At 67.7% G+C, this 24,984-nt stretch carries 25 protein-coding genes; 12 read left to right on the plus strand and 13 right to left on the minus strand.

Features of this window, described 5'->3' with window-relative positions; all coding sequences use genetic code 11:
• Positions 1 to 29 precede the first annotated feature (29 nt).
• Entirely contained in the window at positions 30 to 473 is a 444-nt protein-coding gene (locus AC07OA_RS09690; RefSeq protein WP_494663584.1) for a type II 3-dehydroquinate dehydratase, read from the minus strand.
• Positions 474 to 552: 79 nt separating this feature from the next.
• Here AC07OA_RS09690 and thiS point away from each other — a divergent pair, with 79 nt between their 5' ends.
• Positions 553 to 753 (plus strand): sulfur carrier protein ThiS, encoded by a 201-nt coding sequence (gene thiS / locus AC07OA_RS09695; RefSeq protein WP_494663585.1) that lies wholly within the window; start codon positions 553 to 555, stop codon positions 751 to 753.
• A gap of 47 nt (positions 754 to 800) precedes the next feature.
• On the plus strand, positions 801 to 1,616 hold the full coding sequence (locus tag AC07OA_RS09700; protein WP_494663586.1) for a thiazole synthase: 816 nt from the start codon (positions 801 to 803) through the stop codon (positions 1,614 to 1,616).
• Between the two features lie 4 nt (positions 1,617 to 1,620).
• Here the strand turns inward: AC07OA_RS09700 and AC07OA_RS09705 are convergent, their stop codons facing one another.
• The 5 genes from AC07OA_RS09705 to AC07OA_RS09725 form a co-directional block, all read right to left on the minus strand.
• Positions 1,621 to 1,965 (minus strand): hypothetical protein, encoded by a 345-nt coding sequence (locus AC07OA_RS09705; RefSeq protein ID WP_494663587.1) that lies wholly within the window; start codon positions 1,963 to 1,965, stop codon positions 1,621 to 1,623.
• Positions 1,966 to 2,133: 168 nt separating this feature from the next.
• Positions 2,134 to 2,871, minus strand: coding sequence for a DsbA family protein (locus AC07OA_RS09710; protein WP_494663588.1), 738 nt, complete (start codon positions 2,869 to 2,871; stop codon positions 2,134 to 2,136).
• A 26-nt stretch (positions 2,872 to 2,897) separates the two neighbouring features.
• Positions 2,898 to 4,328, minus strand: a complete 1,431-nt coding sequence (locus tag AC07OA_RS09715) for a M48 family metalloprotease (protein WP_494663589.1) — start codon at positions 4,326 to 4,328, stop codon at positions 2,898 to 2,900.
• Positions 4,329 to 4,475: 147 nt separating this feature from the next.
• Positions 4,476 to 7,193: an Rne/Rng family ribonuclease gene (locus tag AC07OA_RS09720; protein ID WP_494663590.1), complete on the minus strand. Its 2,718-nt coding sequence runs from the start codon at positions 7,191 to 7,193 to the stop codon at positions 4,476 to 4,478.
• A complete protein-coding gene (locus AC07OA_RS09725; protein WP_494663748.1) occupies positions 7,117 to 7,335 on the minus strand; it encodes a hypothetical protein in 219 nt (72 codons plus the stop codon). The genes AC07OA_RS09720 and AC07OA_RS09725 overlap by 77 nt, the downstream gene beginning before the upstream one ends.
• A 421-nt stretch (positions 7,336 to 7,756) precedes the next feature.
• Between AC07OA_RS09725 and AC07OA_RS09730 the strand changes: the two genes are divergently transcribed.
• From AC07OA_RS09730 to prfB, 3 genes are all read left to right on the plus strand, one after another.
• Positions 7,757 to 8,953 carry an N-acetylmuramoyl-L-alanine amidase family protein gene (locus tag AC07OA_RS09730; protein ID WP_494663591.1) on the plus strand — a complete coding sequence of 399 codons (1,197 nt, stop codon included), beginning with the start codon at positions 7,757 to 7,759 and terminating at the stop codon, positions 8,951 to 8,953.
• A gap of 186 nt (positions 8,954 to 9,139) precedes the next feature.
• Entirely contained in the window at positions 9,140 to 11,515 is a 2,376-nt protein-coding gene (locus AC07OA_RS09735) for a penicillin-binding protein 1A (protein WP_494663592.1), read from the plus strand.
• A 75-nt stretch (positions 11,516 to 11,590) separates the two neighbouring features.
• Positions 11,591 to 12,704, plus strand: a protein-coding gene (gene prfB, locus AC07OA_RS09740; RefSeq protein WP_494663593.1) for a peptide chain release factor 2 whose coding sequence is annotated in 2 segments (ribosomal slippage) — positions 11,591 to 11,659 and positions 11,661 to 12,704 — 1,113 coding nt in all. Because the reading frame shifts where the segments join, the coding sequence is not laid out codon by codon here.
• Positions 12,705 to 12,711: 7 nt separating this feature from the next.
• Here prfB and AC07OA_RS09745 read toward each other — a convergent pair.
• Complete coding sequence (locus AC07OA_RS09745) at positions 12,712 to 13,014, minus strand: MarR family transcriptional regulator (protein WP_494663594.1); 303 nt, start codon at positions 13,012 to 13,014, stop codon at positions 12,712 to 12,714.
• A gap of 87 nt (positions 13,015 to 13,101) precedes the next feature.
• Here AC07OA_RS09745 and AC07OA_RS09750 point away from each other — a divergent pair, with 87 nt between their 5' ends.
• A complete protein-coding gene (locus AC07OA_RS09750) occupies positions 13,102 to 13,473 on the plus strand; it encodes a VOC family protein (protein WP_494663595.1) in 372 nt (123 codons plus the stop codon).
• A 47-nt stretch (positions 13,474 to 13,520) separates the two neighbouring features.
• Here AC07OA_RS09750 and AC07OA_RS09755 read toward each other — a convergent pair whose 3' ends face one another.
• The 4 genes from AC07OA_RS09755 to tyrS all read right to left on the minus strand — a co-directional run bounded on the left by AC07OA_RS09755 (position 13,521) and on the right by tyrS (position 17,201).
• The gene (locus tag AC07OA_RS09755; RefSeq protein WP_494663596.1) at positions 13,521 to 13,994 is read right to left on the minus strand and encodes a bactofilin family protein; all 474 of its coding nucleotides are present in this window, start codon (positions 13,992 to 13,994) and stop codon (positions 13,521 to 13,523) included.
• Positions 13,975 to 15,126, minus strand: a complete 1,152-nt coding sequence (locus AC07OA_RS09760; protein WP_494663597.1) for a M23 family metallopeptidase — start codon at positions 15,124 to 15,126, stop codon at positions 13,975 to 13,977. The genes AC07OA_RS09755 and AC07OA_RS09760 overlap by 20 nt, the downstream gene beginning before the upstream one ends.
• Before the next feature lie 219 nt (positions 15,127 to 15,345).
• A complete protein-coding gene (locus AC07OA_RS09765) occupies positions 15,346 to 15,807 on the minus strand; it encodes a peroxiredoxin (RefSeq protein WP_494663598.1) in 462 nt (153 codons plus the stop codon).
• A 68-nt stretch (positions 15,808 to 15,875) separates the two neighbouring features.
• The gene (tyrS, locus tag AC07OA_RS09770) at positions 15,876 to 17,201 is read right to left on the minus strand and encodes a tyrosine--tRNA ligase (protein ID WP_494663599.1); all 1,326 of its coding nucleotides are present in this window, start codon (positions 17,199 to 17,201) and stop codon (positions 15,876 to 15,878) included.
• Between the two features lie 185 nt (positions 17,202 to 17,386).
• Between tyrS and AC07OA_RS09775 the strand changes: the two genes are divergently transcribed.
• Both AC07OA_RS09775 and AC07OA_RS09780 read left to right on the plus strand, forming a co-directional pair.
• A complete protein-coding gene (locus tag AC07OA_RS09775; protein ID WP_494663600.1) occupies positions 17,387 to 18,505 on the plus strand; it encodes an anhydro-N-acetylmuramic acid kinase in 1,119 nt (372 codons plus the stop codon).
• Positions 18,506 to 18,523: 18 nt separating this feature from the next.
• Positions 18,524 to 19,330, plus strand: coding sequence for an alpha/beta hydrolase (locus AC07OA_RS09780; protein WP_494663601.1), 807 nt, complete (start codon positions 18,524 to 18,526; stop codon positions 19,328 to 19,330).
• Positions 19,331 to 19,336: 6 nt separating this feature from the next.
• Here the strand turns inward: AC07OA_RS09780 and AC07OA_RS09785 are convergent, their stop codons facing one another.
• Both AC07OA_RS09785 and AC07OA_RS09790 read right to left on the minus strand, forming a co-directional pair.
• Complete coding sequence (locus AC07OA_RS09785; RefSeq protein WP_494663749.1) at positions 19,337 to 20,623, minus strand: NAD(P)/FAD-dependent oxidoreductase; 1,287 nt, start codon at positions 20,621 to 20,623, stop codon at positions 19,337 to 19,339.
• A gap of 175 nt (positions 20,624 to 20,798) precedes the next feature.
• Positions 20,799 to 21,452, minus strand: coding sequence for an alpha/beta hydrolase (locus tag AC07OA_RS09790; protein ID WP_494663602.1), 654 nt, complete (start codon positions 21,450 to 21,452; stop codon positions 20,799 to 20,801).
• 200 nt (positions 21,453 to 21,652) lie between these two features.
• Between AC07OA_RS09790 and AC07OA_RS09795 the strand changes: the two genes are divergently transcribed.
• Genes AC07OA_RS09795 through AC07OA_RS09810 form a run of 4 tightly spaced genes read left to right on the plus strand, consistent with a single transcriptional unit; the run spans position 21,653 to position 24,982 of the window.
• Positions 21,653 to 22,144, plus strand: a complete 492-nt coding sequence (locus AC07OA_RS09795; protein WP_494663603.1) for an Rrf2 family transcriptional regulator — start codon at positions 21,653 to 21,655, stop codon at positions 22,142 to 22,144.
• Entirely contained in the window at positions 22,141 to 23,274 is a 1,134-nt protein-coding gene (locus AC07OA_RS09800; RefSeq protein WP_494663604.1) for a cysteine desulfurase family protein, read from the plus strand. Before AC07OA_RS09795 ends, AC07OA_RS09800 begins: the two co-directional genes overlap by 4 nt.
• Positions 23,274 to 24,743: a Fe-S cluster assembly protein SufB gene (gene sufB, locus AC07OA_RS09805; RefSeq protein WP_494663605.1), complete on the plus strand. Its 1,470-nt coding sequence runs from the start codon at positions 23,274 to 23,276 to the stop codon at positions 24,741 to 24,743. Before AC07OA_RS09800 ends, sufB begins: the two co-directional genes overlap by 1 nt.
• Positions 24,740 to 24,982 carry a hypothetical protein gene (locus AC07OA_RS09810; RefSeq protein ID WP_494663606.1) on the plus strand — a complete coding sequence of 81 codons (243 nt, stop codon included), beginning with the start codon at positions 24,740 to 24,742 and terminating at the stop codon, positions 24,980 to 24,982. Before sufB ends, AC07OA_RS09810 begins: the two co-directional genes overlap by 4 nt.
• Positions 24,983 to 24,984: the final 2 nt, after the last annotated feature.

Raw genomic sequence — 24,984 nt, forward strand, 5'->3', positions numbered from 1 at the left:
TTGCTTTTCTTATCAGCCGGGGTCGCCGGCTAGTTGGCGCCGACCAGGCCGGCTGCGGCCTCGATCGCCAGTTCATAGCTCGCCGCGCCGAAGCCGGAGACCAGTCCGGTCGCCGCGAGCGAAACGAAGGTGTGGCGGCGGAACTCTTCTCGGGCCGCCGGGTTGGACAGGTGACACTCGATGACCGGGATGTTCAAGGTCTTCAGGGCGTCGAGAAGGGCGATGGACGTATGTCCATAGCCCGCCGGATTGATCACCAACGCGCAGGCTTCCGTCCGGGCTTCCTGAACCCAGTCGATCAGCACGCCTTCGTGATTGCTCTGCCGGAAGACGACGGAAAGACCCCGAGCGGCCGCCCGCGCTTCGCAGCGCGCACGGACATCCTCGAGCGTGTCCTTGCCGTAGATCTCGGGCTCGCGCGTTCCCAACAGGTTGAGGTTGGGCCCGCTCAGCACATGGATGGGTTTTGCCATTCGGCTCCGCCGTCGATTCCGGGAGGTCTTGTATAGCCGGTTCCCTCGCGTCACAAGCAGGGCTCGCTTCGGAGGTGACATGAGGCTTCTACTGAACGGCGAAGAGCGGGATATCGCCGATATCGTCAGCATCGCCGATCTCGTTGCAACGCTTGGGTTGGACGCGCGCAAGGTGGCCGTCGAGCGCAATCTGGAGATTGCGCCGCGCTCTACCTATGCCGACGTGCGCCTGGCCGACGGCGACCGAATCGAGATCGTCACCTTTATCGGCGGCGGCTAACGCCGGTACGGTTTGAAAGCCGGGGCGGGGAGGCGTAAACCCACCCCATGAACGCGCACGTTTCCCCCGAATCCGCTGTCCCCGCCGTCGACGCCGACGAGACCTGGACCGTCGCCGGCCGCACCTTCCGCTCGCGCCTGATCGTGGGCACCGGCAAGTACAAGGACTACGCCACCAACGCCGCCGCGGCGCGGGCGGCGGGCGCCGAGATCGTCACCGTGGCCGTGCGCCGCGTGAACCTGACCGATCCGACCCAGCCGTTGCTGGTCGACTACGTCAAACCCACCGAATTCACCTTCCTGCCCAACACCGCCGGCTGCTTCACCGGAGAAGACGCCGTGCGCACCCTGCGCCTGGCCCGCGAGGCCGGCGGCTGGGACCTGGTGAAGCTGGAAGTGCTCAGCGATCCCAAGACCCTCTATCCGGACATGGAAGAGACCCTGCGCTCGTTGAAGCTGCTGGTCGCCGACGGCTTCCAGGTGATGGTCTACTGCTCGGACGATCCGGTCTACGCCAGGAAGCTGGAAGAGGCCGGGGCCGTCGCCATCATGCCGCTGGGCGCGCCGATCGGCTCGGGCCTGGGCATCCAGAACCGCGTAAACCTGCGGATCATCGTCGAGAACGCCGGCGTGCCGGTGCTGGTCGACGCCGGGGTCGGAACGGCCTCGGACGCGGCCATCGGCATGGAGCTGGGCTGCGACGCGATCCTGATGAACACCGCCATCGCCGAGGCCAAGGATCCGATCCGCATGGCCCGGGCGATGAAGCACGCGGTGATCGCCGGTCGCGAGGCCTATCTGGCCGGGCGGATGCAGAAGCGCCTCTACGCCGATCCCAGCTCGCCCCTGGCCGGTTTGATCTAGGGCGTCAGGCCGACACGTCCAGAATCGATCCCGTCTTCATCTTGGGATCGTTCTCGACCTGCTGCTTGATCATGTCCTTGATCTTGTCCTCGATCTTCTTGCGCTCGTCGGCGCTCATGGCCTTGAGCTGCTCCTCGGTGACGCCCAGCTTGCTCAGCATGGCCGCGCGCATCTTCTGCGCCGGGGTCAGCTTGGCGTAGTCGAGGAACTCGTCCTTGGCCGACTTGGCGGGCGCGGCGGCCAGGGGATCCGATGACGCCTCCGCCGGCTTGGGCGCCGTCAGCGCATTGACCTTCGACAGGGTCGAGGCGGCGAGCGACGCCAGGATGCTGGGACCGGAAACGAGCATGACGAACTCCCGCCGCGAAAAGGGCGGGTGACGCAAAGCAAAAGCCGTGCGCCGCAACGGTTTCAGCGATTTCAACAGGTTGCCGAAAGGTTGCCATTCGTTGCGGCAGAGTTCGCCGAGCAGTTTCTTCCGGGGCGGTCGATTTGGGTCGACCGCCTCTAGAAAAATCTAGGTCTTCTTGGCGTTTCCGGCCCGGGCGTTGTCGATGGCCAGGTTCAGGGCGCGCATGTCGGCGCCGGGGATTATCTGGTCGCCGATCAGGAAGGCGGGCGTGCCCTCGATGCCCAGGTCGGTGGCCAGGGTATGGGTGTCGGCCAAATGCTGGGTGGTGCCGGCCGAGCCAGCGACGGCGCGCGCCTTGGCCACGTCGATCCCGACCTCCTGGGCGATCCGCATCACACCGGCCTCGTCCAGGCTCTTCTCCGCCATCAGCGCCTTGTGGAAGGCGATGGTCTTGCCCTGGTCCTTGGCGCCCAGGACCATGCGCGCGGCGGCCTCGGAGTCGTGGCCGAAGATCACGAAATCCTTGAACACGAACCGCACGTCGGGGTTCTTCTGGATCAGCTCGACGATCTGCGGCGCGGCCAGCTTGCAGTAGCCGCACTTGTAGTCGAAGAACTCGACCACCGTGATCGAGCCGTTCGGATTGGCCACGAAATCGCGCGGATCGCGCTCGATCGCCTGGCGATACTTGGCGAGCGCGCCCTTGGCCGTGCTGGCCTTCTCGGCCGCCTGCTTTTCCTGGAGCTTGTTGCTCATCTCGATCAGCACCTCGGGATGCGCGATCAGATAGGCGTGGACCTTCTCCTCGAACGCCTTGTCGGTCTTGGCCTGGCCGCAGCCGGTCAGCGACAGGGCGGCGAGGGACGCGGCGGCGAACGCCAACGGACGATGGGGCAGGGGCATGAAAGTCTCTGGAAAGGAGCGGCGGCCTAGCGGCGCAGGCCCGAGGTGACGGCGCCTTCCTTGGCCAGGTCCTTGAGGTCCTGGTTGGAAGGGTTGGAGGTCAGGACGATGTCGGTGGCGCGACGCCATTCGACGCTGTCCTTCTTGAGCAGTTCGCGCGCCCGCATGGCGAACACCCGCGCCTCGCGCGTGGCGCCCATGGTGTAATACTGCTCGGCGGTGGCCAGGCGCGCCTGACCGTCCTCGCCGCGCTTGTCGTAGGCCTGGGCCAGCAGACGCCAGGCGACGGAATTGTCGCTCTCATCGAGCAGCGAGCGCTTCAGCTCTGTGATGCCTTCCTCGACCTTCTTGGGATCGTCCAGGCCGATCAGGGTCTGGCCCAGGTTCACCCGCAGCAGGGCCGCGTCCGGCTTCAGGGCCACGGAACGGCGCTGAGGCTCCTCGGCCTCCTTGACCCGATTGAACTCGAACAGGATCTGGCCCTTCAGCTCCCAGAGGTAGGGATTGTTGGGGTTCTCGGCGATCAGGCCGTCGAGGACCTTCAGGGCTCGGTCCGGCTCCTTGAGCTGGTAATAGGCGATGGCGCGGGCGTAACGGGCCGGGAATCCCCGGTCGTTTTCCTTGTACTTCACGATCGCCACGCCGGGATTGAGGAACCCCTCCAGCTTGGCCTTCATGATCTCGTGCTCGGCCAGCGAGGTGGGATCGTCGACCGTGTTGTAGTGCGGCAGCTTCTCGACCCGGTTGCGCAGGGCGTCGATCCGGTCGCCAGACAGCGGGTGGCTGCGGAAATAGGCGTAGCGCCGCGACTGGTCGAAGACCTCCTGGTAGCGGAAGTTGTCGAAGAACTCGACCAGACCTCGGCCCGACTGGCCGGTGGCCTCCAGGAAGCCGGCGCCGGCCTGGTCGGCGCGCGATTCCTGGTCGCGGCTGTAGCCCAGGGCTCCCAGCGTGCCGAAGTACGAGGCGTTGCCCATCAGCACCGCGCCGGCGTCCGGCGCGCCGGCCAGGGCGGCCAGGACGCCAAGGCCCATGGTCAGGATCATCGGCTTGAGGCCGGCCCGCATCATCTCGCCCGAGCGCAGCGGGTGAGCGCCGGCCAGGTGTCCGGTTTCGTGGGCGATGACGCCCTTCAACTGGTTGGGTGTTTCGGTCTGCAGGATCAGGCCGGTATTCAGACCCATCATCAGGCCCTGGGTGGCGAAGGCGTTCAGCTCCTTGTCGCCGACCAGCAGAATCCGCACGGTCTTGGGATCCAGGCCCGCCGCCGCATAGATCGGATCGGCGTCGCGGTGCAGGATTTCCTCGATCTCGGTGTCGCGGATCAGGGACGGGCCGTCCTGGGCGCGGGCCGGGGCGACAGGCGCCAAGGTGGCCGCCAGCAGGGCCAGCGCCGATAGCGCCGATCCGCTCTTCCTGGCCAATCCTCTTGAAGCCGCCCTTGTCCGGGAGGTCATCGAAGCTCTCCTGATCGCGCCCCCGCGTTCGGCCAGTAGTCTAGCGTGGTTCTCGACGACCTGGGAACATCGGTCGAACGAGCATCCACGGATATAGTCGTGACGGCCGGCGGAACCAGGGGTCCCGCCGGCCGTCGTTCAGGCTTGTCAGCCGCGACGCCACCAGCCGCGCTTGGGCTTCTCGGGCGGCGTGGAGATTTCCGCCGGGTCGGGCTCGGCGGCGACGGGCGCCGGTTCCGGCTCGGCGACCGCGACGGGCTCGGGAGCCGGGGCGGGTTCGGCCTCGACCGGAGCGGCGACCTCGACGTCGGCGGCGACCAGCGGCCCGGCTTCGGCCGTTTCCACGACCTCGACCGGGGCCTCGACGACCGTCTCGGCGATCGCTTCGGCCGGAGCCTCGGCCTCGGCGTCGGTGGTTTTGCGGCCGCGGCTACGCGGACGACGCGCTTTCTTGGGCGCCTCTTCCTGCGGCGGCAGTTCCACCCAGACGTCGGCCGGAGGACCTTCGATCACAGCCGGAGCCAGCGGCGCGGGCTCGAGCTCGGCGACATCGACACGGACCGCCGGAGCGCGTTCGGCGCGCGGAGCCTCGGAGGTCTCGCCACGTTCGCCGCGTTGGCGATCACGGCCACGGCCGCGACGACCGCCGCGTTCGCCACGCTCAGGACGTTCGGTGCGTTCGGCGGCGGGAGCCGCCTCGGCGCGTTCCGCGCGTTCCGGACGTTCCGCCCGCTCGGGGCGATCGCCACCCGAACGGCGGCCGTCCAGGGCCTCGGGATCGTGCCAGACGAAGGCGTTCTCGCCGAACGGGACGCGCGGACGGGTCCAGGCGAAGACATCGGCCGGACGATCACCATCCTCGCGACCGCCACGGCGACCGCCGCGACGTCCGCGACGGCGGCGGCGGCGACGGGATTCCTCGTCCTCGCCGTCGATGTCGCCCTCGGCGCGTTCGCCGCCATCGGCGTCGTCGTCATCCTCGTCGCCGGCCGCATCGGCCTGGGCTTCGTCGCGATCGTCGCGGCGACCGCCACGACGGCGGCGCTTGCGGCCGCGACGGCCGCCGGACTCGTCGTCGGCCTCGGTGCGAGGCGGACGCGCGGCGCGCGGGGCGTCGTCCTCGTCCTCTTCGCCCTCGTCTTCGTCCTCTGAGACGAGGTCTTCGTCTTCTTCGTCCTCCTCGTCCTCGAACGCCTCGTCGTCATAGTCGGGCTCGGGTTCGATGGGCGCGAAGATCTGCGGCGCCGGGCGTTCGCCCAGTTCCGTACGGTCGATGTCGTGCTCGGCCTGGTGCAAGCTGTCGTCGATCAGGACAGTGACGAACAGCGCGTGGGTCTGCTGCAGACGCAGCAGGTAGGTGCGCTTTTCGTTGAGGATGTAGATGCCGACCGGACGGCTGACCTTCAGGGTCACCGCGCCGCCGCCCTTCAGGGCCTCGACCTCGACCGCGCGCAGGGCGGCCAGGGCGCTGGACTCGACCGAGCGCACGCGGCCGGTGCCGTCGCAGTGCTCGCAGACGTGGGTGGTGCCTTCCAGCACGCCGGTGCGGCGACGCTGGCGGCTGATCTCCATCAGGCCGAACCCGCTGATCTTGCCCATCTGGATGCGGGCGCGATCGTCCTTCAGAGCGTCCTTGAGGACCTTCTCGACGGTGCGGTTGTTCTTGGCTTCATCCATGTCGATGAAGTCGATGACGATCAGGCCGGCCAGGTCGCGCAGGCGCAGCTGGCGGGCGGCTTCCTCGGCCGCTTCGACGTTGGTCTTGAGCGCGGTGGCCTCGATGTTGCGCTCGCGCGTGGCCTTGCCCGAGTTGACGTCGATGGCGACCAGGGCCTCGGTCTGGTTGATAACCAGGTAGCCACCGGAACGCAGCGGCACGACCGGCGAATAGATCTGGGCCAGATGGTCCTCGATCTTGTTCTTGACGAACAGCGGAGCCGGCTCGCGGTACGGGAAGACCTTCTTGGCCTGGCTGGGCATCAGCATGCGCATGAAGTCGCGCGCTTCCTTGTAGCCGGCCTCGCCCTCGACCCAGATGCCGTCCAGGTCCTTGTCGTACATGTCGCGGATGGCGCGTTTGACGAGGTCTTCTTCCTCGTAGATCAGCGCCGGCGCGATCGAATGCAGCGTGTTGTCGCGGATGTTCTCCCACAGACGCAGCAGGTACTCGTAGTCGCGCTTGATCTCGGCCTTGGTGCGCTTGGCGCCGGCCGTGCGGACGATCAGGCCCATGCCCTGCGGCACGTCCAGACCCTGCACGACGCTCTTGAGGCGCTTGCGGTCGGTGACCGTGGTGATCTTGCGGCTGATACCGCCGCCGCGGGCGGTGTTGGGCATCAGGACGCCGTACCGGCCGGCCAGCGACAGGTAGGTGGTCAGGGCCGCGCCCTTGTTGCCGCGCTCTTCCTTGACGACCTGGACCAGCATGATCTGCCGGCGGCGGATCACTTCCTGGATCTTGTACTTGCGCATCAGGCGGCGCTTACGGCGCGCCAGTTCTTCCTCGACGGCGTCTTCCTCGTCGTCGACGGCGTCACCCTCATCGCCTTCGCGGCCGTGGTGATGATCGTCCTCGTCGTCGTGCGAGTCGTCGCGCATCAGCGCTTCGCGGTCGGCGACCGGGATCTGGTAATAGTCCGGGTGAATCTCGTTGAAGGCGAGGAACCCATGGCGGTTGCCGCCATATTCGATGAACGCAGCCTGGAGGCTGGGCTCAACGCGGGTCACCTTGGCGAGATAGATATTTCCTCGGAGCTGCTTGCGGGTCTGGCTTTCGAAATCGAATTCTTCAACCCGGGTACCATCCACGACCACCACACGCGTCTCTTCGGCGTGGGCGGCGTCGATCAACATCTTCTTCGACATAAAGGGTATCTCCACGGCGCGCGGCGGACGCTAGGTCCGGGCGCCGATATGTTTGAAAGGCGCGCGCGTCACCGCCCGTCGCTCCGCCGAAGCGGTTGCGGAAGGTCGGTCGCCAAAGGCGGTCGGGTGCGGCGCAGCCCATAAGGTTTCTGTGTTCCTTAAACGCGCCGGGGAGCGCGGATCGGATGGAGCGTCGACGCCGGAGCGGCTTAAGGGTCCGACGCGGACCCTGCGGGACGATCCAGGCGAAGGCTTCGCGCCTCACGCAGGTAATCGAACCCAAACTCGTTTCAGTCCGGCGGCTCCGGCCACGGACGCCGTTCGCACCTTTAAGGAATGCGACCGCGTCCACGAGATAGGAACCGCTCACGCTTACCGCCATGACGATCACGGCGCTCAGCGCGCGGACCATACTGTAGCAACATCGCATCGCAAAAGAAAAGCGCTCGACTGAACGCGTCATGCGCGGCCATGTCGCGCGCTGGGTTAACGGTTTCTCTACTCGGAAATGCGGAAATCGGTTTTTAGGGTTAGGTTGTACGGCTTGTGGGCTTAGGGGCGAGATGGCCAAGGTTCTGATCTCGGCGGCGAGGACGGGTTGGGCGCGTGCGGCGATGATCGTCGGCGGCCTGGCGCTGGCTGGTGTCGCCGTGGCCATGGCCCAAGGGCCTGCGCCGGCCGCCGGCGTACAAAAGGTCCGCTTCGGCGGCGACCGCAACGAAACCCGCATCGTCATCGACCTGGACCGCGCCGCCACGGGCAAGCTGATCGCCGACGGCGCGGCGGACCGCCGGGTGATCATCGGCCTGCCCAATGTCACCACGCCCGGCGACCTGCAGGGCGGAGGGCAGGGGCTGGTCGAGCGCTGGGCCATCGACGAAGCCGCGGGCGGCGCGCGCCTGCGCCTGGACCTGAAGGCCAACGCCGAAGTCCGTCGCCGCTTTCTGCTGCCGCCGGGCGACGGCGCCACGGCCTATCGCTATGTCATCGACCTGAAGTCCACCGATCCGGCGGGCGCCCAGTCCGCGCCGATCAAGCCGACCCTGGTCTCGGCGCCGATCAAGGCTTCGGCCCTGCGGCTGAAGAAGGTGATCGTCATCGACGCCGGCCACGGCGGCAAGGACCCCGGCTCGTCCGGCGCCAGCACCGCCGAAAAGGACGTCACCCTGGCCGCCGCCAAGGCCCTGAAGGCGCGCCTGGAGAAATCCGGCCGCTACACCGTGGTCATGACCCGCCAGAACGACACCTTCGTGCCGCTGGAAAGCCGGGTGCAGATCGCCCGCCGAGCCGACGCGGACCTGTTCATCTCGCTGCACGCCGATTCGGGTCCCGACGCGGCCACCCGCGGCGCCAGCGTCTACACCCTGTCCGAAAAGGGCACCGAGCGCGTGGCGCGGGTGCTCGAGAAGGACGACTGGCTGATGAAGGCCAACCTGCCGGGCCGCGACCGCGCCGTCAGCCAGATCCTGCTGGACCTGTCGCAGCGCGCCACCAAGAACCGATCGGCCGCCTTCGCCGAAACCCTGCTGCAGAACGTGGGCGAGGAAACGACCCTGCTGCGCCGCAGCCATCGCGACGCCGGCTTCATCGTGCTGCTGGCGCCCGACGTGCCGGCGGTGCTGCTGGAGATGGGCTTCATCACCAATGTCGACGACGAGCAGTTGCTGAAGTCGCCGGCCGGCCGCACGCGACTGATGGACGCCGTCGCCACCTCCATCGAATCCTACTTCGCCACCCAGACCCGCCTGACTGCTCGGTAGGATGACCGCTCGCTAGGATGGCGAGAGCCGTTGGCGCCTTGCCCGATGCGCGCTAGAGCCATGAGGGGGGAAGACGCGTCGGACGTGGCCGGTCCCCGCGACCGCAAAACCGCTTACGTTTTTGCTGATCGCGCTCTAGAGGATTCGAACGGAGCGGGCGAAAGTGCGTCGCCCGACGGAGGCTGCGTGGATCTGAAGCCCCAAGAACGATGGATCGCCATCGCCGGCGTCGCGGTGCTGTCCGCGATCGCCGTGGCCGGCTTCGCCATCGCCATCTATGCCGCCTGGCTGTTCCACGACATGCCCGACGCCGGCGAGTTGCAGGACTACCGTCCGCCGACCGCCACGCGTGTCTATGCCTGGGACGGCACGCTGATCGGCGAGTACTCCAAGGAACGCCGGATCTTCGTGCCCTACGACCAGATTCCGCCCCAACTGGCCCAGGCGTTCCTGGCGGCCGAGGACCACAACTTCTTCAAGCACGGCGGGGTCGACGTCGGCGGCTTCTCGCGCGCCATGCTCAACAACGTCGGCAACGCCGCGCGGGGCCGGCGCTTGGAAGGCGGCTCGACCATTACCCAGCAGGTCGCCAAGAATGTCCTGCTGACCAGCGACGCCACCGTGGGCCGCAAGTTCAAGGAAGCGATTCTGGCGCACCGCCTGGAGCAGTCGCTCGACAAACAGCAGATCCTCGAGCTGTACCTCAACGAAATCTGGCTGGGCTATCGCTCCTATGGCGTCGGCGCCGCCGCCTACAACTATTTCGGCAAGTCGCTGCCCGAGCTGAGCCTGGCCGAGTGCGCGTTCCTGGCGGCCCTGCCGAAGGGGCCCGACAACTATCACCCGATCCGCAACAAGGCCCGGGCCACAGCCCGCCGCAACTGGATCCTGGGGCAGATGGCCGAGCAGGGCTGGATCAGCCAGGACGACGCCCGCAAGGCGGCGGCCCAGGACCTGGTGGTCCAGCCCGCGCCCAAGCGCGCGGCCTATCGCGACGCCGACTACTTCGTCGAGGAAGTGCGCCAACGGGGCGTGGCCACGCTGGGCCCGCGCCTCAATGAGGGCGGCTACTACATGCGCACCACCCTGGACCCGAAGCTGCAGACCGCCGCGCGCGCGGCCCTGCAGGACGGTCTGGAGAAGTACGATCGCCGCCACGGCTGGCGCGGCGCCTGGGGCCACGTCGAGACTCTGGACGGCGACTGGGAGAAGCAGGCGCTGCGGAAGGCGGTCCCGTCGGAACGGCGCGGCTGGCGGCCGGCCATCGTCACCTCGGCCTCGGGCGGCGTGCGCCTGGTCAAGGGTGAAGGCGAGGGGGCCATCGCCGGCGAGGACTTGGCCTGGGCCAACGCCACCAAGGGCCTGAAGGTCGGCGACCTGGTGTTCGTCGAGAAATCTGAAAGCTCGCCCGCCTACCGCCTGCGGCAGATCCCGGCGGTCAACGGCGCGCTGGTGGCCATGGAGCCCTACAGCGGCCGCGTGTCGGCCCTGGTCGGCGGCTACAGCTTCTCGCTGTCGAACTTCAATCGCGCCACCCAGGCCATGCGCCAGCCCGGCTCGGCCTTCAAGCCGTTCGTCTACGCCACGGCGCTGGAGAACGGCTACACGCCGGCCAGCGTGGTGGTCGACAGCGCCATCACCCTGAAGGGCGCCAACGGCGAGGACTGGAGCCCGGAGAACTATCACAAGAAGTTCTACGGGGCCCTGCCGCTGCGCAAGGGACTGGAGCAGTCGATCAACGCCATGACCGTGCGCCTGGCCCAGAGCGTCGGCATGAAGAAGATCGTCGAGACCGCCAAGAAGACCGGCGTCACCCGCGACATGGCGCCGGTGCTGGCCATGGCCCTGGGCGCCGGCGAGACCACGCCCTTCAAGCTGACCACGGCCTACACGCCCTTCGTCAACGGCGGTCGGCGGGTCGAGCCGCACCTGATCGAGCTGGTCCAGGACCGCGAGGGCAAGGTGATCTTCCGCGCCGACAAGCGCGACTGCGTCCGTTGCAACGCCGGCTTCAACGGCGACGAAAGCCCGCGCATCCCCGCGCCGGGCGAGCAGGTCATGGACCCGATCACCGCCTACCAGGTCACCTCGATGCTGCAGGGCGTGGTGCAACGGGGCACGGCGGCGCAGGCCAGCTCCTTGGGCTACCCTCTGGCCGGCAAGACCGGCACCACCAACGAGTACCGCAGCGCCTGGTTCATGGGCTATTCGCCCAACCTGGTGGTCGGGGTGTTCATCGGCTTCGACGACAACCGCTCGCTGGGCGAGGGCGAGACCGGCGCGACCGGCCCGGTGCCGATCTTCATCGAGTTCATGCAGGAAGCGCTGAAGGGCCAGCCGAAGACCGAGTTCAAGGCTCCCAAGAACGCCAAGTTCGCCATGGTGCGCGGCATTCGCGAGGCCTTCCGTCCCGGCACCGAGCCCAAGGTGGCCGCGCCGACCGAGAGCACGGGCCCGCAGGCCTACGACCAGGCTTGGCCCGGCGGCCAGGTCAGCCCTGGCCCGGCGCCGAGCGGAACCAAGCCGCCGGCCCAGGCTCCGGACATCAGCGGGCTCTACTAAATCCAGTCGGTCATTGCGCCGACTCCGGACGCGGGCTATGTCCCGCGCCCTTCAACACTGTCACGGAGTTACGTGATGAAACCGGATGTCGAGGCCGCCGCGGCCGACATCGAGCAGTCCGTGGGACTGCTCAGGAGGCGTCTTTGACTGGGATGTCGCCCTACGCAAGCTCGATGAGCTGAACGCCCGGGTCGAGGACCCGACCCTCTGGGACCGCCCGTCGGAAGCCCAGGCCGTCTCCCGCGAACGCGCCGCCCTGGCCGCCCGCGTCGAGGCCGTGCAGGTTCTGGAAAGCGGCCTGAAGGACGCCCTGGAGTATGCCGAGCTGGCCGACATGGAGGGCGACGAAGCCCTGCTGGCGGACGCCCGCGCCCAGCTGAAGGACCTGAAGGAACGCGCCGGACGCGCCGAACTGGAGGCTCTGCTTTCGGGCGAGGCCGACGGCAACGACTGCTACGTCGAAATCAATTCCGGCGCCGGCGGCACCGAGTCCTGCGACTGGGCCGGCATGCTGCTGCGGATGTACAGCCGCTGGGCCAACGCCCACGGCATGCAGACCGAGTTGGTCGAAGAGACCGCCGGCGATCAGGCCGGGATCAAGTCGGCGACCCTGCTGGTCAAGGGGACGAACGCCTATGGCTGGCTGAAGACCGAGGCCGGCGTGCACCGCCTGGTGCGCATCAGCCCCTACGACGCCGCCGCCAAGCGCCATACCTCCTTCGCCTCGGCCTGGATCTATCCGGTCGTCGACGATGCGATCGAGATCGACATCAATCCGTCCGACGTGCGGACCGACACCTACCGAGCTTCCGGGGCCGGCGGTCAGCACATCAACAAGACGGACTCCGCCGTGCGCCTGACGCACATCCCAACCGGCATCGTCGTGGCCTGCCAGGCCGGCCGCTCCCAGCACCAGAACCGCGAAGAAGCGTGGAAGATGCTGCGCGCCCGGATGTACGAAGCCGAACTGCAGAAGCGGGAAGCCGCCCAGCAGGCGCTTGAGGACCAGAAGACCGACATCGGCTGGGGTCACCAGATCCGCAGCTACGTCCTGCAGCCCTACCAGATGGTCAAGGATCTGCGGACCAACGTCGAGACCTCCGACACCCAGGGCGTCCTGGATGGCGACCTGGACGAGTTCATGGGCGCGTCCCTGGCCCAGCGGGTGGGCGCGACCCGCGACGGCTAGACCGCCTTCAGTCCCGCTGGCGTCGCCAAGGCGTCAGCGGGACATAGGTGGCCGCCTCTGTCGGGCCGCCACGGCTGACCGCGATCAGACCGCGTCTTTCCAGAACCTCCACCGCGCCCTGCACCGTGCGGCGCGACTGTCCCGTGCGCTCGGCCAGTTCGGCGTGACTGAGGCTGGCGCGCCCCTCCGCATGCGCGGCGACGATCGCCAGATAGGCCAGGAAGGCGGACGGCTTGTGGTCGTGGCCGACCAGATCCGCCATCAAGGTGTCGAGCACATAGCGGTCGATCGCATAGGCTTGGGTATTCATTGCTATAGCAATGCCTGCACCGCTTTCCCGGCGCAATGGCCGGACGCTAATCCATCCGTCGAGACCCGCGATTTGAAAGGGCAGGGGATGAGCGTGATCAAGCAGCTGAAGTTCGTCAGCATTCCAGTCAGCGACCAGGATCGGGCCCTGGCCTTCTGGACCGACAAGATCGGCCTGCGCGTGGCCACCGACCAGCCCATGGGGCCGGGCAAGCGCTGGATCGAGCTGAGCATTCCAGGCGCCGAGACCGGGATCGTCCTGTTCACCCCGGACGGCCACGAGGACCGCATCGGCTCGTTCTTCAACGGCTCGTTCGCCTGCGACGACGTCGAGCACGCCTATCGCAGGATGAGCGAGAAGGGCGTGGAATTCGAGGGACCGCCGGAGAAGCAGCCGTGGGGCACGTTCGCCAAGTTCCGCGATCCGGACGGCAACACCTTCGTGCTGTCCAGCCGCTGAGCCCTCGAAAGCAAAACGCCCCGGAGCGATCCGGGGCGTTTGTCGTTTCAGCCGGCCGACTTGGCTTCCAGCATCGGCGGCGGCGCGGCCTGAGCCTGCGGAGCTGCGGGGCGCTGGAACTTCAGGCTGCGGCCCTGGAAGAAGGCGCCGGTTTCCATGGCCAGCTGTTCGTGGGTGATGTCGCCGTCGATATAGGAGGTGCCGTAGAGGCGGACCTGCTTGGCGGTGACGGCGCCGACCACCCGGCCGCGCACTTCCACGGCCTCGGCATAGATCGAACCCTCGATGTGGCCCGTCTCGCCGATGGTCAGACGGCCGACGCGGACGTCGCCGCGCACCACGCCGTCGATCTGCAGCTCGCCGTCGCCGGTGACGCCGCCCTCGATGGTGATGTCGGAGGAGATCAGGGAGGCCACCTTCGGCGGGGCCTTCCGAACCGGCTCGACCGCCGGGCTCTGGGACATGGGCAACGGCTCGATACGGGCCGGACCCTTGGACGCCTTAGCTTGCTTGCTGAACATACTCACCAGCCTTCAAGAAACGGTTCGGGTTCTGCGCCCGGCCGTTGACCCATACTTCGTAGTGCAGATGCGGACCGGTCGAGCGACCGGTCGAGCCCATGGCCGCGATACGCTGGCCGATGGCGACGCGCTGACCCACGCGGACCGAAGTGGCCTGCAGGTGGGCGTAGCGGGTCTTGAAACCGTTGCCGTGGTCGATCTCGACGACGTTGCCGTAGCCCGACCGCACGCCCGTGAACGACACCACGCCCGGCGCGGTGGCCATGATCGGGGTGTAAAAGGCGCCCGGGAAGTCCAGGCCCGAATGGAAGGCCGGACGATGGGTGAACGGGTCGAACCGTACGCCGTAGCTGGACGACAGAGCCGGATTGTTGGTCGGCCGGTAGAAGGGCAGCTTCTGGGCGGCGGCGCTCAGCTGGCGCATGTCCGACATGTCGTTGGCGGCATGCTGGATGCGGCCGGCGAACTCTTCATCGACGTCGAGGATGGCGGCCAGGGCGCGCGGGTCCTTGGCCTCGATCAGCGGACCGCCCAGCGAGCCGCCGCCGCGCGTGAAGCCGCCGGAGTCGAGCCCGGCCATCCGCATCGCGGCGCGCAGGCGCTCGGCGCGGCTGTTGGCGAAGGTTTCGGCGGCGTCGATCAGGCGCTCCTGATCCATCCGCGTGGCCTGGATACGCTCGACCGGCGAGGCGCCCGGCAGGTGCGGCTTGGTCACCTGAAGGGCCTGGGCGGCGCCGGGCACGCCCTTGAAGTCGCTGACCAGCATGGCCAGGGCCGCGTGGCGCTTCTCGACCGAGGTGGCCAGCTCGTCCAGCGAGCCGCTGCTGGCCGACAGCTGGGCGACGGCGCTGTTAAGGCGGGCCTGGCGGTCGGCGTTGAGGCGCTCGTAATAGGCCTTCTGCTTGATCACCATCTGGTCGGTCGAGCTGACCGACAGGGCGTTGACCATCATGGCGGCGGTGCAGACGCCCATCCACAGGGCGGCCGCGGCGACGCCGGCGGCGCACACCACCTGCTTGCCGGTGGAGAAGACGTAGCCGCGCATCTCGCCGCCCGAGCGCACATACAGGTGCCGCTCAGGGAAGAGCTCTTCCAGGGTCTGCCGGATTCGCTTGAAGCGCGTGCTCGCCATCGCCCTAGGAAACCCCCGTTTTCAAGGTCCCGGCGATATGCAACGAGAAAGCAGAAACGCGCAAGATACTTCCCGCCAAGCGGGAACGCATGGCGACATTTTGCCTAAGCGATTCAATCGATAAAAGGTTCCGCGCCGAATTTCCATCATTCGCGCAATTCAGTGTTGCGATAACCGCACGCCTGAGGCGGTAAAGCCACACCGTTACTTGGGCCACCGCTACTTGAGGGCCCGCGCGGCGGTCAGCACCGCCTTGATGTGGTTGGGCACCTTCACCTTGCGCCAGGCCTGGCGCACCACGCCCTCGCGGTCGATCAGGAAGGTCGAGCGGTCGATGCCCATATACTTACGGCCGTACATGCTCTTCTCGACCCAGGCGCCGTAGGCCTCGACGGTCTCGCCGGTGGTGTCGGCCGCCAGCTCGACGGTCAGGTCATGCTTCTTGCGGAACTTGGCGTGCGAGGCGGCACTGTCCTTGGACACGCCGACGATCACGGCGCCCACCTTGGCGAACTCCTCGACCTCGGACGAGAACTGCAGGGCCTCGGAGGTGCAGCCGGCCGTGTCGTCCTTCGGATAGAAGTACAGCACGACGTTCTTGCCCTTCAGGCCCGAAAGGCTGACGCGGCCGGTGTCGGTGGCCAGGTCGAAGTCCGGAGCCTTGTCGCCGGGTTCAAGCATCGTGACTTCCTCAATCCTCAAGCGGGCAAACGCCCGGGCAGGTTGAAACCTGTCCGGGCATACGACAACTAAACAGGCTTCACCAACACGATCTTCTTCTTGCCGGCCGCCAGCTTGACGACGCCGTCGACGAGATCGGCCTCGCCGATCACGCGGTTGGCGTCGGGCTCGGCCTTGTCGTTGACCTTCACGCCGCCGCCCTGGGCCAGGCGACGGGCCTCGCCGCGCGAGGCAGCCAGGCCGGCGTCGGCGAACAGGTTGGCCAGCACGATGCCGGCCCTCAGGTCCGCGGCGGGCACCTCGAAGGTCGGCAAGTCGGCCGACAGCGCGCCTTGCTCGAACGCCTTCTCGGCGGCGTCGCGAGCCTTGCGGGCCTCGTCTTCGCCGTGCGCCATGCGGGTGGCCTCGTCGGCCAGCACCTTCTTGGCGTCGTTGATCTGGGCGCCGGGCAGGGCTTCCAGGCGGGCGATCTCGTCCAGCGGCAGGTCGGTGAACAGCTTGAGGAACCGGCCGACGTCGGCGTCCTCGGTGTTGCGCCAGAACTGCCAGTAGTCATACGGGCTTAGCTGCTCGGCGTTCAGCCACACGGCGCCCGACATGGTCTTGCCCATCTTGGCGCCCGAGGCGGTGGCCAGCAGCGGGGTGGTCAGGCCGAAGGCGGCCTTCTGGTCCACGCGCCGGGTCAGCTCCACGCCGTTGAGGATGTTGCCCCACTGGTCCGAGCCGCCCATCTGCAGCACGCAGCCGTATTTGCGGTTCAGCTCCAGGAAGTCGGTGGCCTGCATCAGCATGTAGTTGAATTCGAGGAAGGTCATCGGCTGCTCGCGCTCGAGCCGCAGCTTGACGCTGTCGAAGGCCAGCATCCGGTTGACCGTGAAGTGCACCCCGTAGTCGCGCAGGAACTGCACGTAGCCGAACTTGGACAGCCACTCGTCGTTGTCGACCATGATGGCGTCGGTCGGCCCGTCGCCGAAGGTCAGGAACTTGGCGAACACCTGCTTGATGCCGGCGATGTTGGCCTGGATGTCGGCGTCGCTCAGCAGCTTGCGGCTCTCGTCCTTGCCGGTCGGGTCGCCCACCTTCGTCGTGCCGCCGCCCATCAGGACGATCGGTTTGTGGCCGGCCTGCTGCAGGCGGCGCAGCATCATGATCTGGATCAGCGACCCCACGTGCAGCGATGGGGCGGTGGCGTCGAAGCCGATGTAGGCCGTGACGATCCCTCCCGCGGCCGCCGCGTCCAGTTCATCCGGGTGGGTGATCTGGTGGATGTAGCCGCGCGCCTGCAGGGTCTGGAGGAATTCCGACTTGAAGGACGCGGGGGCGGACATGGTTCGACTCTCTGATGGGGAGGAAGGGCCGTCTAGCACGGCGAGATCGGGTTGTGAGGTTCTCATTTGGCGTCTCCGGGAGGAGCCGGAGCGCATGATCGATGGAAGGCGACCCCGGCGAGGCGGGGTGCAAGCGACGTGTCTCGTCGGCCTCCCGCTATGACAGCGGGCGGTAATACGGGCCGGACAGGATACGGGCGTCGATCATGGGCTCTAGCTACCCGGCGCGGGCCATGGCAGTCAACCACACCATGCGTATCCTGGGATTCATGACCGGCACCTCGCTCGACGCGGTCGACATGGCGGTGCTCGAGACCGACGGCGAAGAGATCCAGGCCTTCGGGCCGGCGGGCGAGCGCAAGCTGCGCGAGGCGACCCGCGACCTGCTGTTGGAGACCACGACCATCGCCCGGGGCTGGGGGCGCGGCGAGCCCGAGCCGGCGATCTTCGAGGAAGCCCGGCGCGCGGTCGCCGACGAACACCTGCACGCCGCCGAGAGCTTCATCGCCGAGCACGGCCTCTCCTGGAGCGATTTCGACCTGCTGGGCGTGCACGGTCAAACAGTGCTGCACGAGCGGCCGACGCCCGAGCGGGTGGGGCGGACAGTCCAACTGCTCGACGCCGAGCGCCTGGCGGCGGGCTGCGGCCGGCCGGTGGCCTTCGACTTCCGCACCGCCGACGTCGCGGCTGGCGGAGAGGGGGCGCCGCTGGCCCCGATCTATCACGCGGCCCGCGCCTGGGCCTCTGGCCTGGCCGCGCCGGTGGCGGCGCTGAACCTGGGCGGAGTGGCCAACGTCACCTTCGTGCAGGCGAGCGGCGAGCTCCTGGCCTTCGACACCGGTCCGGCCAACGGCATGATCGACCTGGTGGTGCAGGCGCGCGGGGCAGGGCGGTTCGACGAGGGCGGGCGACTGGCCATGTTCGGGACGGTCGACCAGACCCTGCTCGCCGCCTTGCTGGCTCGACCCTATTTCGCGTCCAAGCCGCCCAAGTCGCTGGACCGTTTCGACTTCCCCATCGAGATCGTCGACGGGCTGCCGCTGGAGGACGCCGCCGCCACCCTGACGGCCTTCACAGTGGCCAGCGTGGCGCGGGCCTATGACTGGCTGCCGGAAGGTGAGCGCCCGAAACAGCTGATCGTCGCCGGCGGCGGACGTCACAACGCCCACATGATGCGGGGGCTGGGCGAAGCCCTTCACGGCGTCTCCGAGGTGATCTCGGCCGACGACCTGGGCTGGCGCGGCGACGCCATCGAGGCCGAGGCCTTCGCGTTTCTGGCCGCCCGAACGGCGCGGGGTCTGCCGATCAGTTTTCCGGGCACGACCGGCATTGCCGAACCAATGACCGGCGGACGGATCTTTCGCCCCTAGCGGCGGCCGATCACACAGATGAACAAGAAGACGACCATGACACCGACCCGGATCATCGCGCTGAGCGACGGCGCCGAGAACATCCTCGAAGGCGTTTGGCCCGACCGCGCTTTCGGAGCGGTCACGCGCGCCGAAGTCCATATCCATGCCGTCGAGAAGCCTGTTGGCAGGGCGTTGATCTGCGCAGGTGGCGGTTATCTGAAGCTCATGTACGACCGCGAGGGCGCCGAGATCGCGCTGTGGCTCAACGGTCTGGGATACGAGGCCTGGGTGCTGGTGCACCGGCTGCCGGGCGCCGACGACGGTCAAGGCGGCGTCTGGCCCAAGGACATCGCCCTGACCGACGCGCTGGCCGCCTTGGACCATGTCGGCGACGACCTGCCCTTGTTCCTGACAGGCGTGTCTTCGGGCGGACACCTGGCCGGGGCCGTAGCATGCCAGCCCGGGGCGGAGGCGACCGGCCTGCTGATCGCCTATGCGCCGCTGAACGCCAACCACGTCGACCACAAGGCGCCGCCCGGCAAGCCCGACTATCCGCCGGTTCAGAAGCAGGACTTCTACAACGACTGGCCGATCGGTCTCGCGGTCGAACCGCATGGCGTTCCGCGCTGTCCGACCTTCCTGGCCTTCGCGCTGCATGACGCCGTTGTGCCCGTCGAGCACGCGCTGAACTTCGTGATCACCGCGCGTGACGCCGGCCTGGACCTCGACGCCCACATCTTCGGAACCGCTCCGCACGGGTTCGCTCTGCGCGACCAGGACGGCACGCAAGCCGCGTGGCCCGAGCTGGCGCGACAATGGCTCCAGCTCAAGACCCGGACCTGACGCCCGTCAGTGCAGCTTCAGCCGTCCGGCCACACGCTGTTGCAGCAACCGCGCCAGGGCGAGCACCACGGTCTTGGGCGTGCCCATGATCGCGCGGTGATGGTCCAGGTGCAGCGAGATGTAGGCCCACTTGGCGATCAGGCCCTCGACGAAGAAGTTCGGACCGCCCAGCCCGCCCATCAGGGCGCCGACGCCCTTGTTCTCGCCCAGCGACACCAGCGAGCCGAAGTCCTTGTAGACGAACGGCGTCTCGACCCGGCGCTGACCGAGACGCGCGATCAGGGCCTTGGCGAGATAGCTGGCCTGCTGGTGGGCGGCCTGAGCGCGGGCGGGGATGATCTTGCCCTCCTTGCCCGCCCACGGCGCGGCGGCGCAGTCGCCCAGGGCCCAGACGTCGGGGGCCGAGGTTTCCAGCCGGTCGTTGACCACGAACTGGTTGGTCTTGTTGACCTCCAGCCCGTAGGCCGCGTTGGACGGCGCGGCCTTCACCCCGGCGGCCCAGACGATCAGGTCGGCGCGCAGGTCGCCCTTGCTGGTCTCCAGCCGGTCGGCATGGACCGCGGCAACCTTGGCGTCGGTGAAGACCCGCACGCCCTTGCGCTCCAGGGCGACCGTGGCCTGGCTGGAGATCTTCTCGGGCAGGCCACCCAGGATGCGCGGAGCGGCCTCGACGATGGCGATGTCCAGGCGGAAGCGCTGCTCGCTGCCCAGGCTGCCCAACAGTTCGCGATGGGCCTCGATCAGTTCGGCCGACAGCTCCACGCCCGTGGCCCCGCCGCCGACGATGGCCACGCTCATGGTCTTCTCGGGCGAGAACGAGGCCTTCATGAAGGCCGCCAGCAGCCGCGTGTGGAAGGCTTCAGCGTCCTCGGTTCGCTCCAGCAGGTGGGCCTGCTCGGCGCCGGGCGTGTTGAACAGGTTGGAGCCGCTGCCGATGGCCAGCACGGCCCAGGTGAAGGTCACGCCGCGCGTCTCGACCAGTACCTTGCCGCCTTCGCCGACAATGGGCTTGAGGGTCAAGCGCTTGGCGACGGGATCGAAGCTGTCGAGATCGCCCAGCAGGAAGCTGAAATGGTTGGCCCGGCCCAGGATCGAATAGGACAGGCCCTCCTGATGGGCGTCCAGGGTGCCGGCGGCCACCTCGTGCAGGGTGGGTTTCCAGATGTGGTAGCTGGAGCGGTCGATCAGCAGGACCCGCTCCTTGCCGGCCTTGCGGCCCAGCTTGCGTCCCAGCCGGGCCGCCAGTTCCAGCCCGCCGGCGCCGCCGCCGACGATGACGATGTCGTAGTGCATGCCCGCCATCCGAAAATTCCTCAGATGGTGAATATATAGGGCGTTCGTCGAACGATGTCAGGCTGGGCGGCGTAACTCACCGTCATTCTCCATGAACGCTGTTCGACGGACAATGACGGCGAGTTGCGCCTTATCGCAAGCCAATTGGTACCGGTACCTTAAATGCGATCCCGACCTACGGGATCGGGTTGGCTTCCAGGCGCTTGTCCAGATAGTCGCCGACGCTCTTTTCCACCGACGGCAGGTGCTCGGCCCAGAAGTGGGTGGCCTTGTCGATGACCTCGTAGTCGATGACGATGCCCTTCTGGGTGCGCAGCTTGGAGACCACGCGCTCGACCTCGACCGGCGGCACGACGGTGTCGGCCGCGCCGGTCAGGATCAGGCCCGAGGCCGGGCAGGGGGCCAGGAAGCTGAAATCGTACATGTTGGTCGGCGGCGACACCGAGATGAAGCCGTCGGTTTCCGGGCGACGCATCAGCAGCTGCATGCCGATATAGGCGCCGAAGCTGTAGCCGGCGACCCAGGTCTGGGCGGCGGCTGGGTTGTTGGACTGCAGCCAGTCCAGCGCCGTGGCCGCGTCGGCCAGCTCGCCGATGCCGCTGTCGAACTCGCCCTGGCTGCGGCCCACGCCGCGGAAGTTGAAGCGCAGGGTCGCGAAACCGCGCTTCATGAACAGGTGATACAGTTGCACCGAGACCGGATGGTTCATGTGCCCGCCGGCCTTGGGGTGCGGGTGCAGGATCAGCGCGATCGGGGCGTTGTCGGTCTTGCCCGGCGAATAACGGCCCTCGATGCGGCCCGAAGCTCCGGTCAAAATCACGTCAGGCATTCAAGGTCCCTATCCAAAAAGGGGCGACACGGCCCGCATCCATCGCACCAGCGGGCGAAGGAATACTTGACCACTGCGCTTGGTCTTCCTAAATCCGCACCGCGCGCCTTGGTCTTTCGAGAAGGGCCTCGGTCGCGAAGTGGCGGCTTGTAGCACACGCCTAAGCCGATGCGCGGGGAATCCGCAAGGAGATAAGGCGCATGCGCCTGAGCACCAAGGGACGCTACGCGGTCATGGCCATGACCGACCTGGCCCGCCGGCAGGACGAGGCGGAGGGACGCGCCGTCGCCCTGGCCGAGATCGCCGCGCGCCAGCAGATCTCGCTTTCGTATCTCGAACAACTCTTCGCCCGCCTGCGCCGCAAGGGGCTGGTGGTCAGCGCCCGGGGCCCCGGCGGCGGCTATCGCCTGGCCCGCGAGGCCTGCGACACGGCCATCGCCGACATCGTCATGGCCGTCGACGAGCCCCTGCGCGCCACGCGCTGCGGCCTGTCCAAGAGCGGCGGCGTCGGCAAGGGCGCGCCCAAGGGCTGCATGGCCGGCGGCGCCCAGTGCCTGACCCACGACCTGTGGGAAGAGATGGGCCGCCAGATCCACGGCTACCTGGCCAGCGTGTCGGTGGCCGACGTGCTGAACGGCACGCTGAAGGAACGCGCCGCCCAGGCCAAGCTAGGGGAGATGGCCGCGGCGTGACCAAGCCCTCGATCTATCTCGACTACAACGCCACCGCCCCGATCCGCCCCGAGGCGCGGGATGCGGTGCTGCGCGCCTTCGACCTGGCCGGCAATCCCTCGTCGGTGCACGCCGCCGGCCGGGCCGCCCGCGACCTCGTCGAGAGCGCCCGCAAGCAGGTCGGCGAACTGGTCGGGGTCGTGCCGGGTTCGGTCACCTTCGTCAGCGGCGGCACCGAGGCCAACGCCCTGGCCATCGGCAGCGCCGCCTTCGCCGGCTTCAATCGCATCATCGTCAGCGAGGGCGAGCACGACGCCGTTCTCGAGACCGCCGCCGCTTCGGGCCTGCAGGTGCTGAAGATGCCGCTGGACGCCGACGGCGTCGCGCGCCTGGACTGGCTGGAAGAGGCGCTGAGCGCCGAGGGCAGGGCCTTGGTCTGCCTGATGCTGGCCAACAACGAGACCGGCGTGATCCAGCCCATCGCCGAGGCCTCGGCTCTGGTCCGCGAGGCCGACGGCTGGCTGCACGTCGACGCCGTCCAGGCGGCCGGCAAGATCGCCATCGATTTCACCGCCCTGGGCGCCGACACCCTGGCGCTGTCGGCCCACAAGTTGGGCGGGCCGCAGGGCGTGGGCGCCCTGGTGGCCGGCACGCGCGCCACCATCGTGCGCCAGCAGCACGGCGGCGGCCAGGAGCGCGGCCGCCGGGCCGGCACCGAGAACGTCGCCGGGATCGCCGGGTTCGGCGCGGCGGCGATGGCCGCCCTGCGCGACTTGCCCTCGATGGCCAATCAGGGCACATGGCGCGACGCCTTGGCCCAGCGGGTCAAGGCCGCTGGCGCGGTCGTGCTCGGAGAGGGCGCTCGGCGCCTGCCTCAAACCCTCTGTCTGGCGGCGGAAGGCTTCGCCTCGCAGATCCAGGTGATGAACCTGGACCTCGCGGGCGTGATGGTCAGCGCCGGCAGCGCCTGCTCGTCGGGCAAGGTCAAGGCCAGCCGCGTGGTGGAAGCCATGGGCCGGACGGACCTGGCCCCCTTCGCCCTGCGCGTCAGCGGCGGCTGGGCGAGCACGGAGCAAGACTGGATTTCCTGCGGCGACGCCTGGCTCGCCGCCTATTCGCGTATCGGCGCTCGTCGCCGGGAGGTGGCTTAATGGCCGCGGTCAAGCAGACCATCGAAACCGTCGCGGCGCTCGAGAAGTACGAGCACGGCTTCACGTCCGAGATCGACCAGGAGTTCGCCCCCAAAGGCCTCTCCGAGGACATCGTGCGCTTCATCTCGGCCAAGAAGGACGAGCCCCAGTGGATGCTGGACTGGCGCCTGGAGGCCTATCGCCGCTGGCTCGAGCTGGAAGAGCCCAACTGGGCCAAGGTCGACTTCCCCAAGATCGACTACCAGGACGCCTATTATTACGCCGCGCCCAAGAAGAAGGACGGGCCCAAGAGCCTGGACGAGGTCGATCCCGAGCTGCTGGCCGTCTACGAGAAGCTGGGCATCCCGCTGAAGGAGCAGGCCGTGCTGGCCGGCGTCGAGGGCGCGCCGCGCTACGCCGTGGACGCGGTGTTCGACAGCGTCAGCGTGGTCACCACCTTCAAGAAAGAGCTGGCGGCGGTCGGGGTGATCTTCTGCTCGATGAGCGAGGCGATCCGCGAGCATCCGGAGCTGGTCAAGCAGTACCTGGGCTCGGTCGTCCCGACGTCCGACAACTATTTCGCCTGCCTCAACAGCGCGGTCTTCAGCGACGGCTCGTTCGTCTACATCCCGCCGGGCGTGCGCTGCCCGATGGAGCTGTCGACCTATTTCCGCATCAACGCCAAGGACAGCGGCCAGTTCGAGCGCACCCTGATCATCGCCGACAAGGGCGCCTATTGCTCCTACCTCGAGGGCTGCACGGCCCCGATGCGCGACGAGAACCAGTTGCACGCGGCCGTGGTCGAGCTGGTGCTACTGGACGACGCCGAGATCAAATATTCCACCGTCCAGAACTGGTACCCGGGCGATCCCGAGACCGGCAAGGGCGGCATCTACAACTTCGTCACCAAGCGCGCCGACTGCCGTGGCGACCGCTCCAAGGTGTCGTGGACCCAGGTCGAGACCGGCTCGGCCATCACCTGGAAGTATCCGTCCTGCGTGCTGCGCGGAGAAGGCTCGTCGGGCGAGTTCTACTCGATCGCCGTGACCAACGGCCATCAGCAGGCCGACACCGGCACCAAGATGATCCACCTGGGCGCCAATACGAAGTCGCGGATCGTCGCCAAGGGCATCAGCGCGGGCAAGTCGACCAGCACCTATCGCGGCCTGGTCTCGGCCCACCCGAAAGCCAAGGGCGCGCGCAACTTCACCCAGTGCGACAGCCTGCTGATCGGCAAGACCTGCGCGGCCCACACCGTGCCCTATATCGAGGCCCGCAACGGCCAGTCGGTGTTCGAGCACGAGGCCACGACGACCCGCCTGTCGGACGACCAACTGTTCTATTGCCAGCAGCGCGGCCTTTCCCAGGAAGAGGCCGTGGCCCTGCTGGTCAACGGCTTCGTCAAGGACGTGCTGCAGCAACTGCCCATGGAATTCGCCGTCGAGGCCCAGAAGCTGGTGGCGATCTCGCTGGAAGGCTCGGTGGGATGATCACCGATGCCGAGCTTGATCGGATGTCGCCCGACGACGAACCCGCTGGGTTGGCTTGGGCCCTGGCTGACCGCATCCAGGAGCGCACGGCACAACGCGACTATCCGGCCGTGGCTTACGGTCTGAAAGGCATTAGCGAGTTGATCTACAGGGTCGCCCGAGACAATCCCGGCCACGCCGAAACGATCGCCATCCAAGTCGAAGCTATGGCGGGCTATGTCCGCCGCCACATGAAATGACC

The organism is Caulobacter sp. GW821-FHT09B08, from assembly GCF_059418225.1.

What these genes read in the sequence shown, in the direction of transcription:
- thiS (WP_494663585.1), top strand. Translation starts at nt 553, where the DNA reads ATGAGGCTTCTACTGAACGGCGAAGAGCGGGATATCGCCGATATCGTC.
- AC07OA_RS09745 (WP_494663594.1), bottom strand. Translation starts at nt 13,014, where the DNA reads ATGAATACCCAAGCCTATGCGATCGACCGCTATGTGCTCGACACCTTG.
- AC07OA_RS09785 (WP_494663749.1), bottom strand. Translation starts at nt 20,623, where the DNA reads ATGCACTACGACATCGTCATCGTCGGCGGCGGCGCCGGCGGGCTGGAA.
- AC07OA_RS09755 (WP_494663596.1), bottom strand. Translation starts at nt 13,994, where the DNA reads ATGTTCAGCAAGCAAGCTAAGGCGTCCAAGGGTCCGGCCCGTATCGAG.
- AC07OA_RS09725 (WP_494663748.1), bottom strand. Translation starts at nt 7,335, where the DNA reads ATGGGCTGCGCCGCACCCGACCGCCTTTGGCGACCGACCTTCCGCAAC.
- AC07OA_RS09760 (WP_494663597.1), bottom strand. Translation starts at nt 15,126, where the DNA reads ATGGCGAGCACGCGCTTCAAGCGAATCCGGCAGACCCTGGAAGAGCTC.
- AC07OA_RS09690 (WP_494663584.1), bottom strand. Translation starts at nt 473, where the DNA reads ATGGCAAAACCCATCCATGTGCTGAGCGGGCCCAACCTCAACCTGTTG.
- AC07OA_RS09765 (WP_494663598.1), bottom strand. Translation starts at nt 15,807, where the DNA reads ATGCTTGAACCCGGCGACAAGGCTCCGGACTTCGACCTGGCCACCGAC.
- AC07OA_RS09810 (WP_494663606.1), top strand. Translation starts at nt 24,740, where the DNA reads ATGATCACCGATGCCGAGCTTGATCGGATGTCGCCCGACGACGAACCC.
- AC07OA_RS09775 (WP_494663600.1), top strand. Translation starts at nt 17,387, where the DNA reads ATGCGTATCCTGGGATTCATGACCGGCACCTCGCTCGACGCGGTCGAC.
- tyrS (WP_494663599.1), bottom strand. Translation starts at nt 17,201, where the DNA reads ATGAGAACCTCACAACCCGATCTCGCCGTGCTAGACGGCCCTTCCTCC.
- AC07OA_RS09710 (WP_494663588.1), bottom strand. Translation starts at nt 2,871, where the DNA reads ATGCCCCTGCCCCATCGTCCGTTGGCGTTCGCCGCCGCGTCCCTCGCC.
- AC07OA_RS09715 (WP_494663589.1), bottom strand. Translation starts at nt 4,328, where the DNA reads ATGACCTCCCGGACAAGGGCGGCTTCAAGAGGATTGGCCAGGAAGAGC.
- sufB (WP_494663605.1), top strand. Translation starts at nt 23,274, where the DNA reads ATGGCCGCGGTCAAGCAGACCATCGAAACCGTCGCGGCGCTCGAGAAG.
- AC07OA_RS09790 (WP_494663602.1), bottom strand. Translation starts at nt 21,452, where the DNA reads ATGCCTGACGTGATTTTGACCGGAGCTTCGGGCCGCATCGAGGGCCGT.
- AC07OA_RS09720 (WP_494663590.1), bottom strand. Translation starts at nt 7,193, where the DNA reads ATGTCGAAGAAGATGTTGATCGACGCCGCCCACGCCGAAGAGACGCGT.
- AC07OA_RS09730 (WP_494663591.1), top strand. Translation starts at nt 7,757, where the DNA reads ATGGCCAAGGTTCTGATCTCGGCGGCGAGGACGGGTTGGGCGCGTGCG.
- AC07OA_RS09750 (WP_494663595.1), top strand. Translation starts at nt 13,102, where the DNA reads ATGAGCGTGATCAAGCAGCTGAAGTTCGTCAGCATTCCAGTCAGCGAC.
- AC07OA_RS09795 (WP_494663603.1), top strand. Translation starts at nt 21,653, where the DNA reads ATGCGCCTGAGCACCAAGGGACGCTACGCGGTCATGGCCATGACCGAC.
- AC07OA_RS09700 (WP_494663586.1), top strand. Translation starts at nt 801, where the DNA reads ATGAACGCGCACGTTTCCCCCGAATCCGCTGTCCCCGCCGTCGACGCC.
- AC07OA_RS09705 (WP_494663587.1), bottom strand. Translation starts at nt 1,965, where the DNA reads ATGCTCGTTTCCGGTCCCAGCATCCTGGCGTCGCTCGCCGCCTCGACC.
- AC07OA_RS09780 (WP_494663601.1), top strand. Translation starts at nt 18,524, where the DNA reads ATGAACAAGAAGACGACCATGACACCGACCCGGATCATCGCGCTGAGC.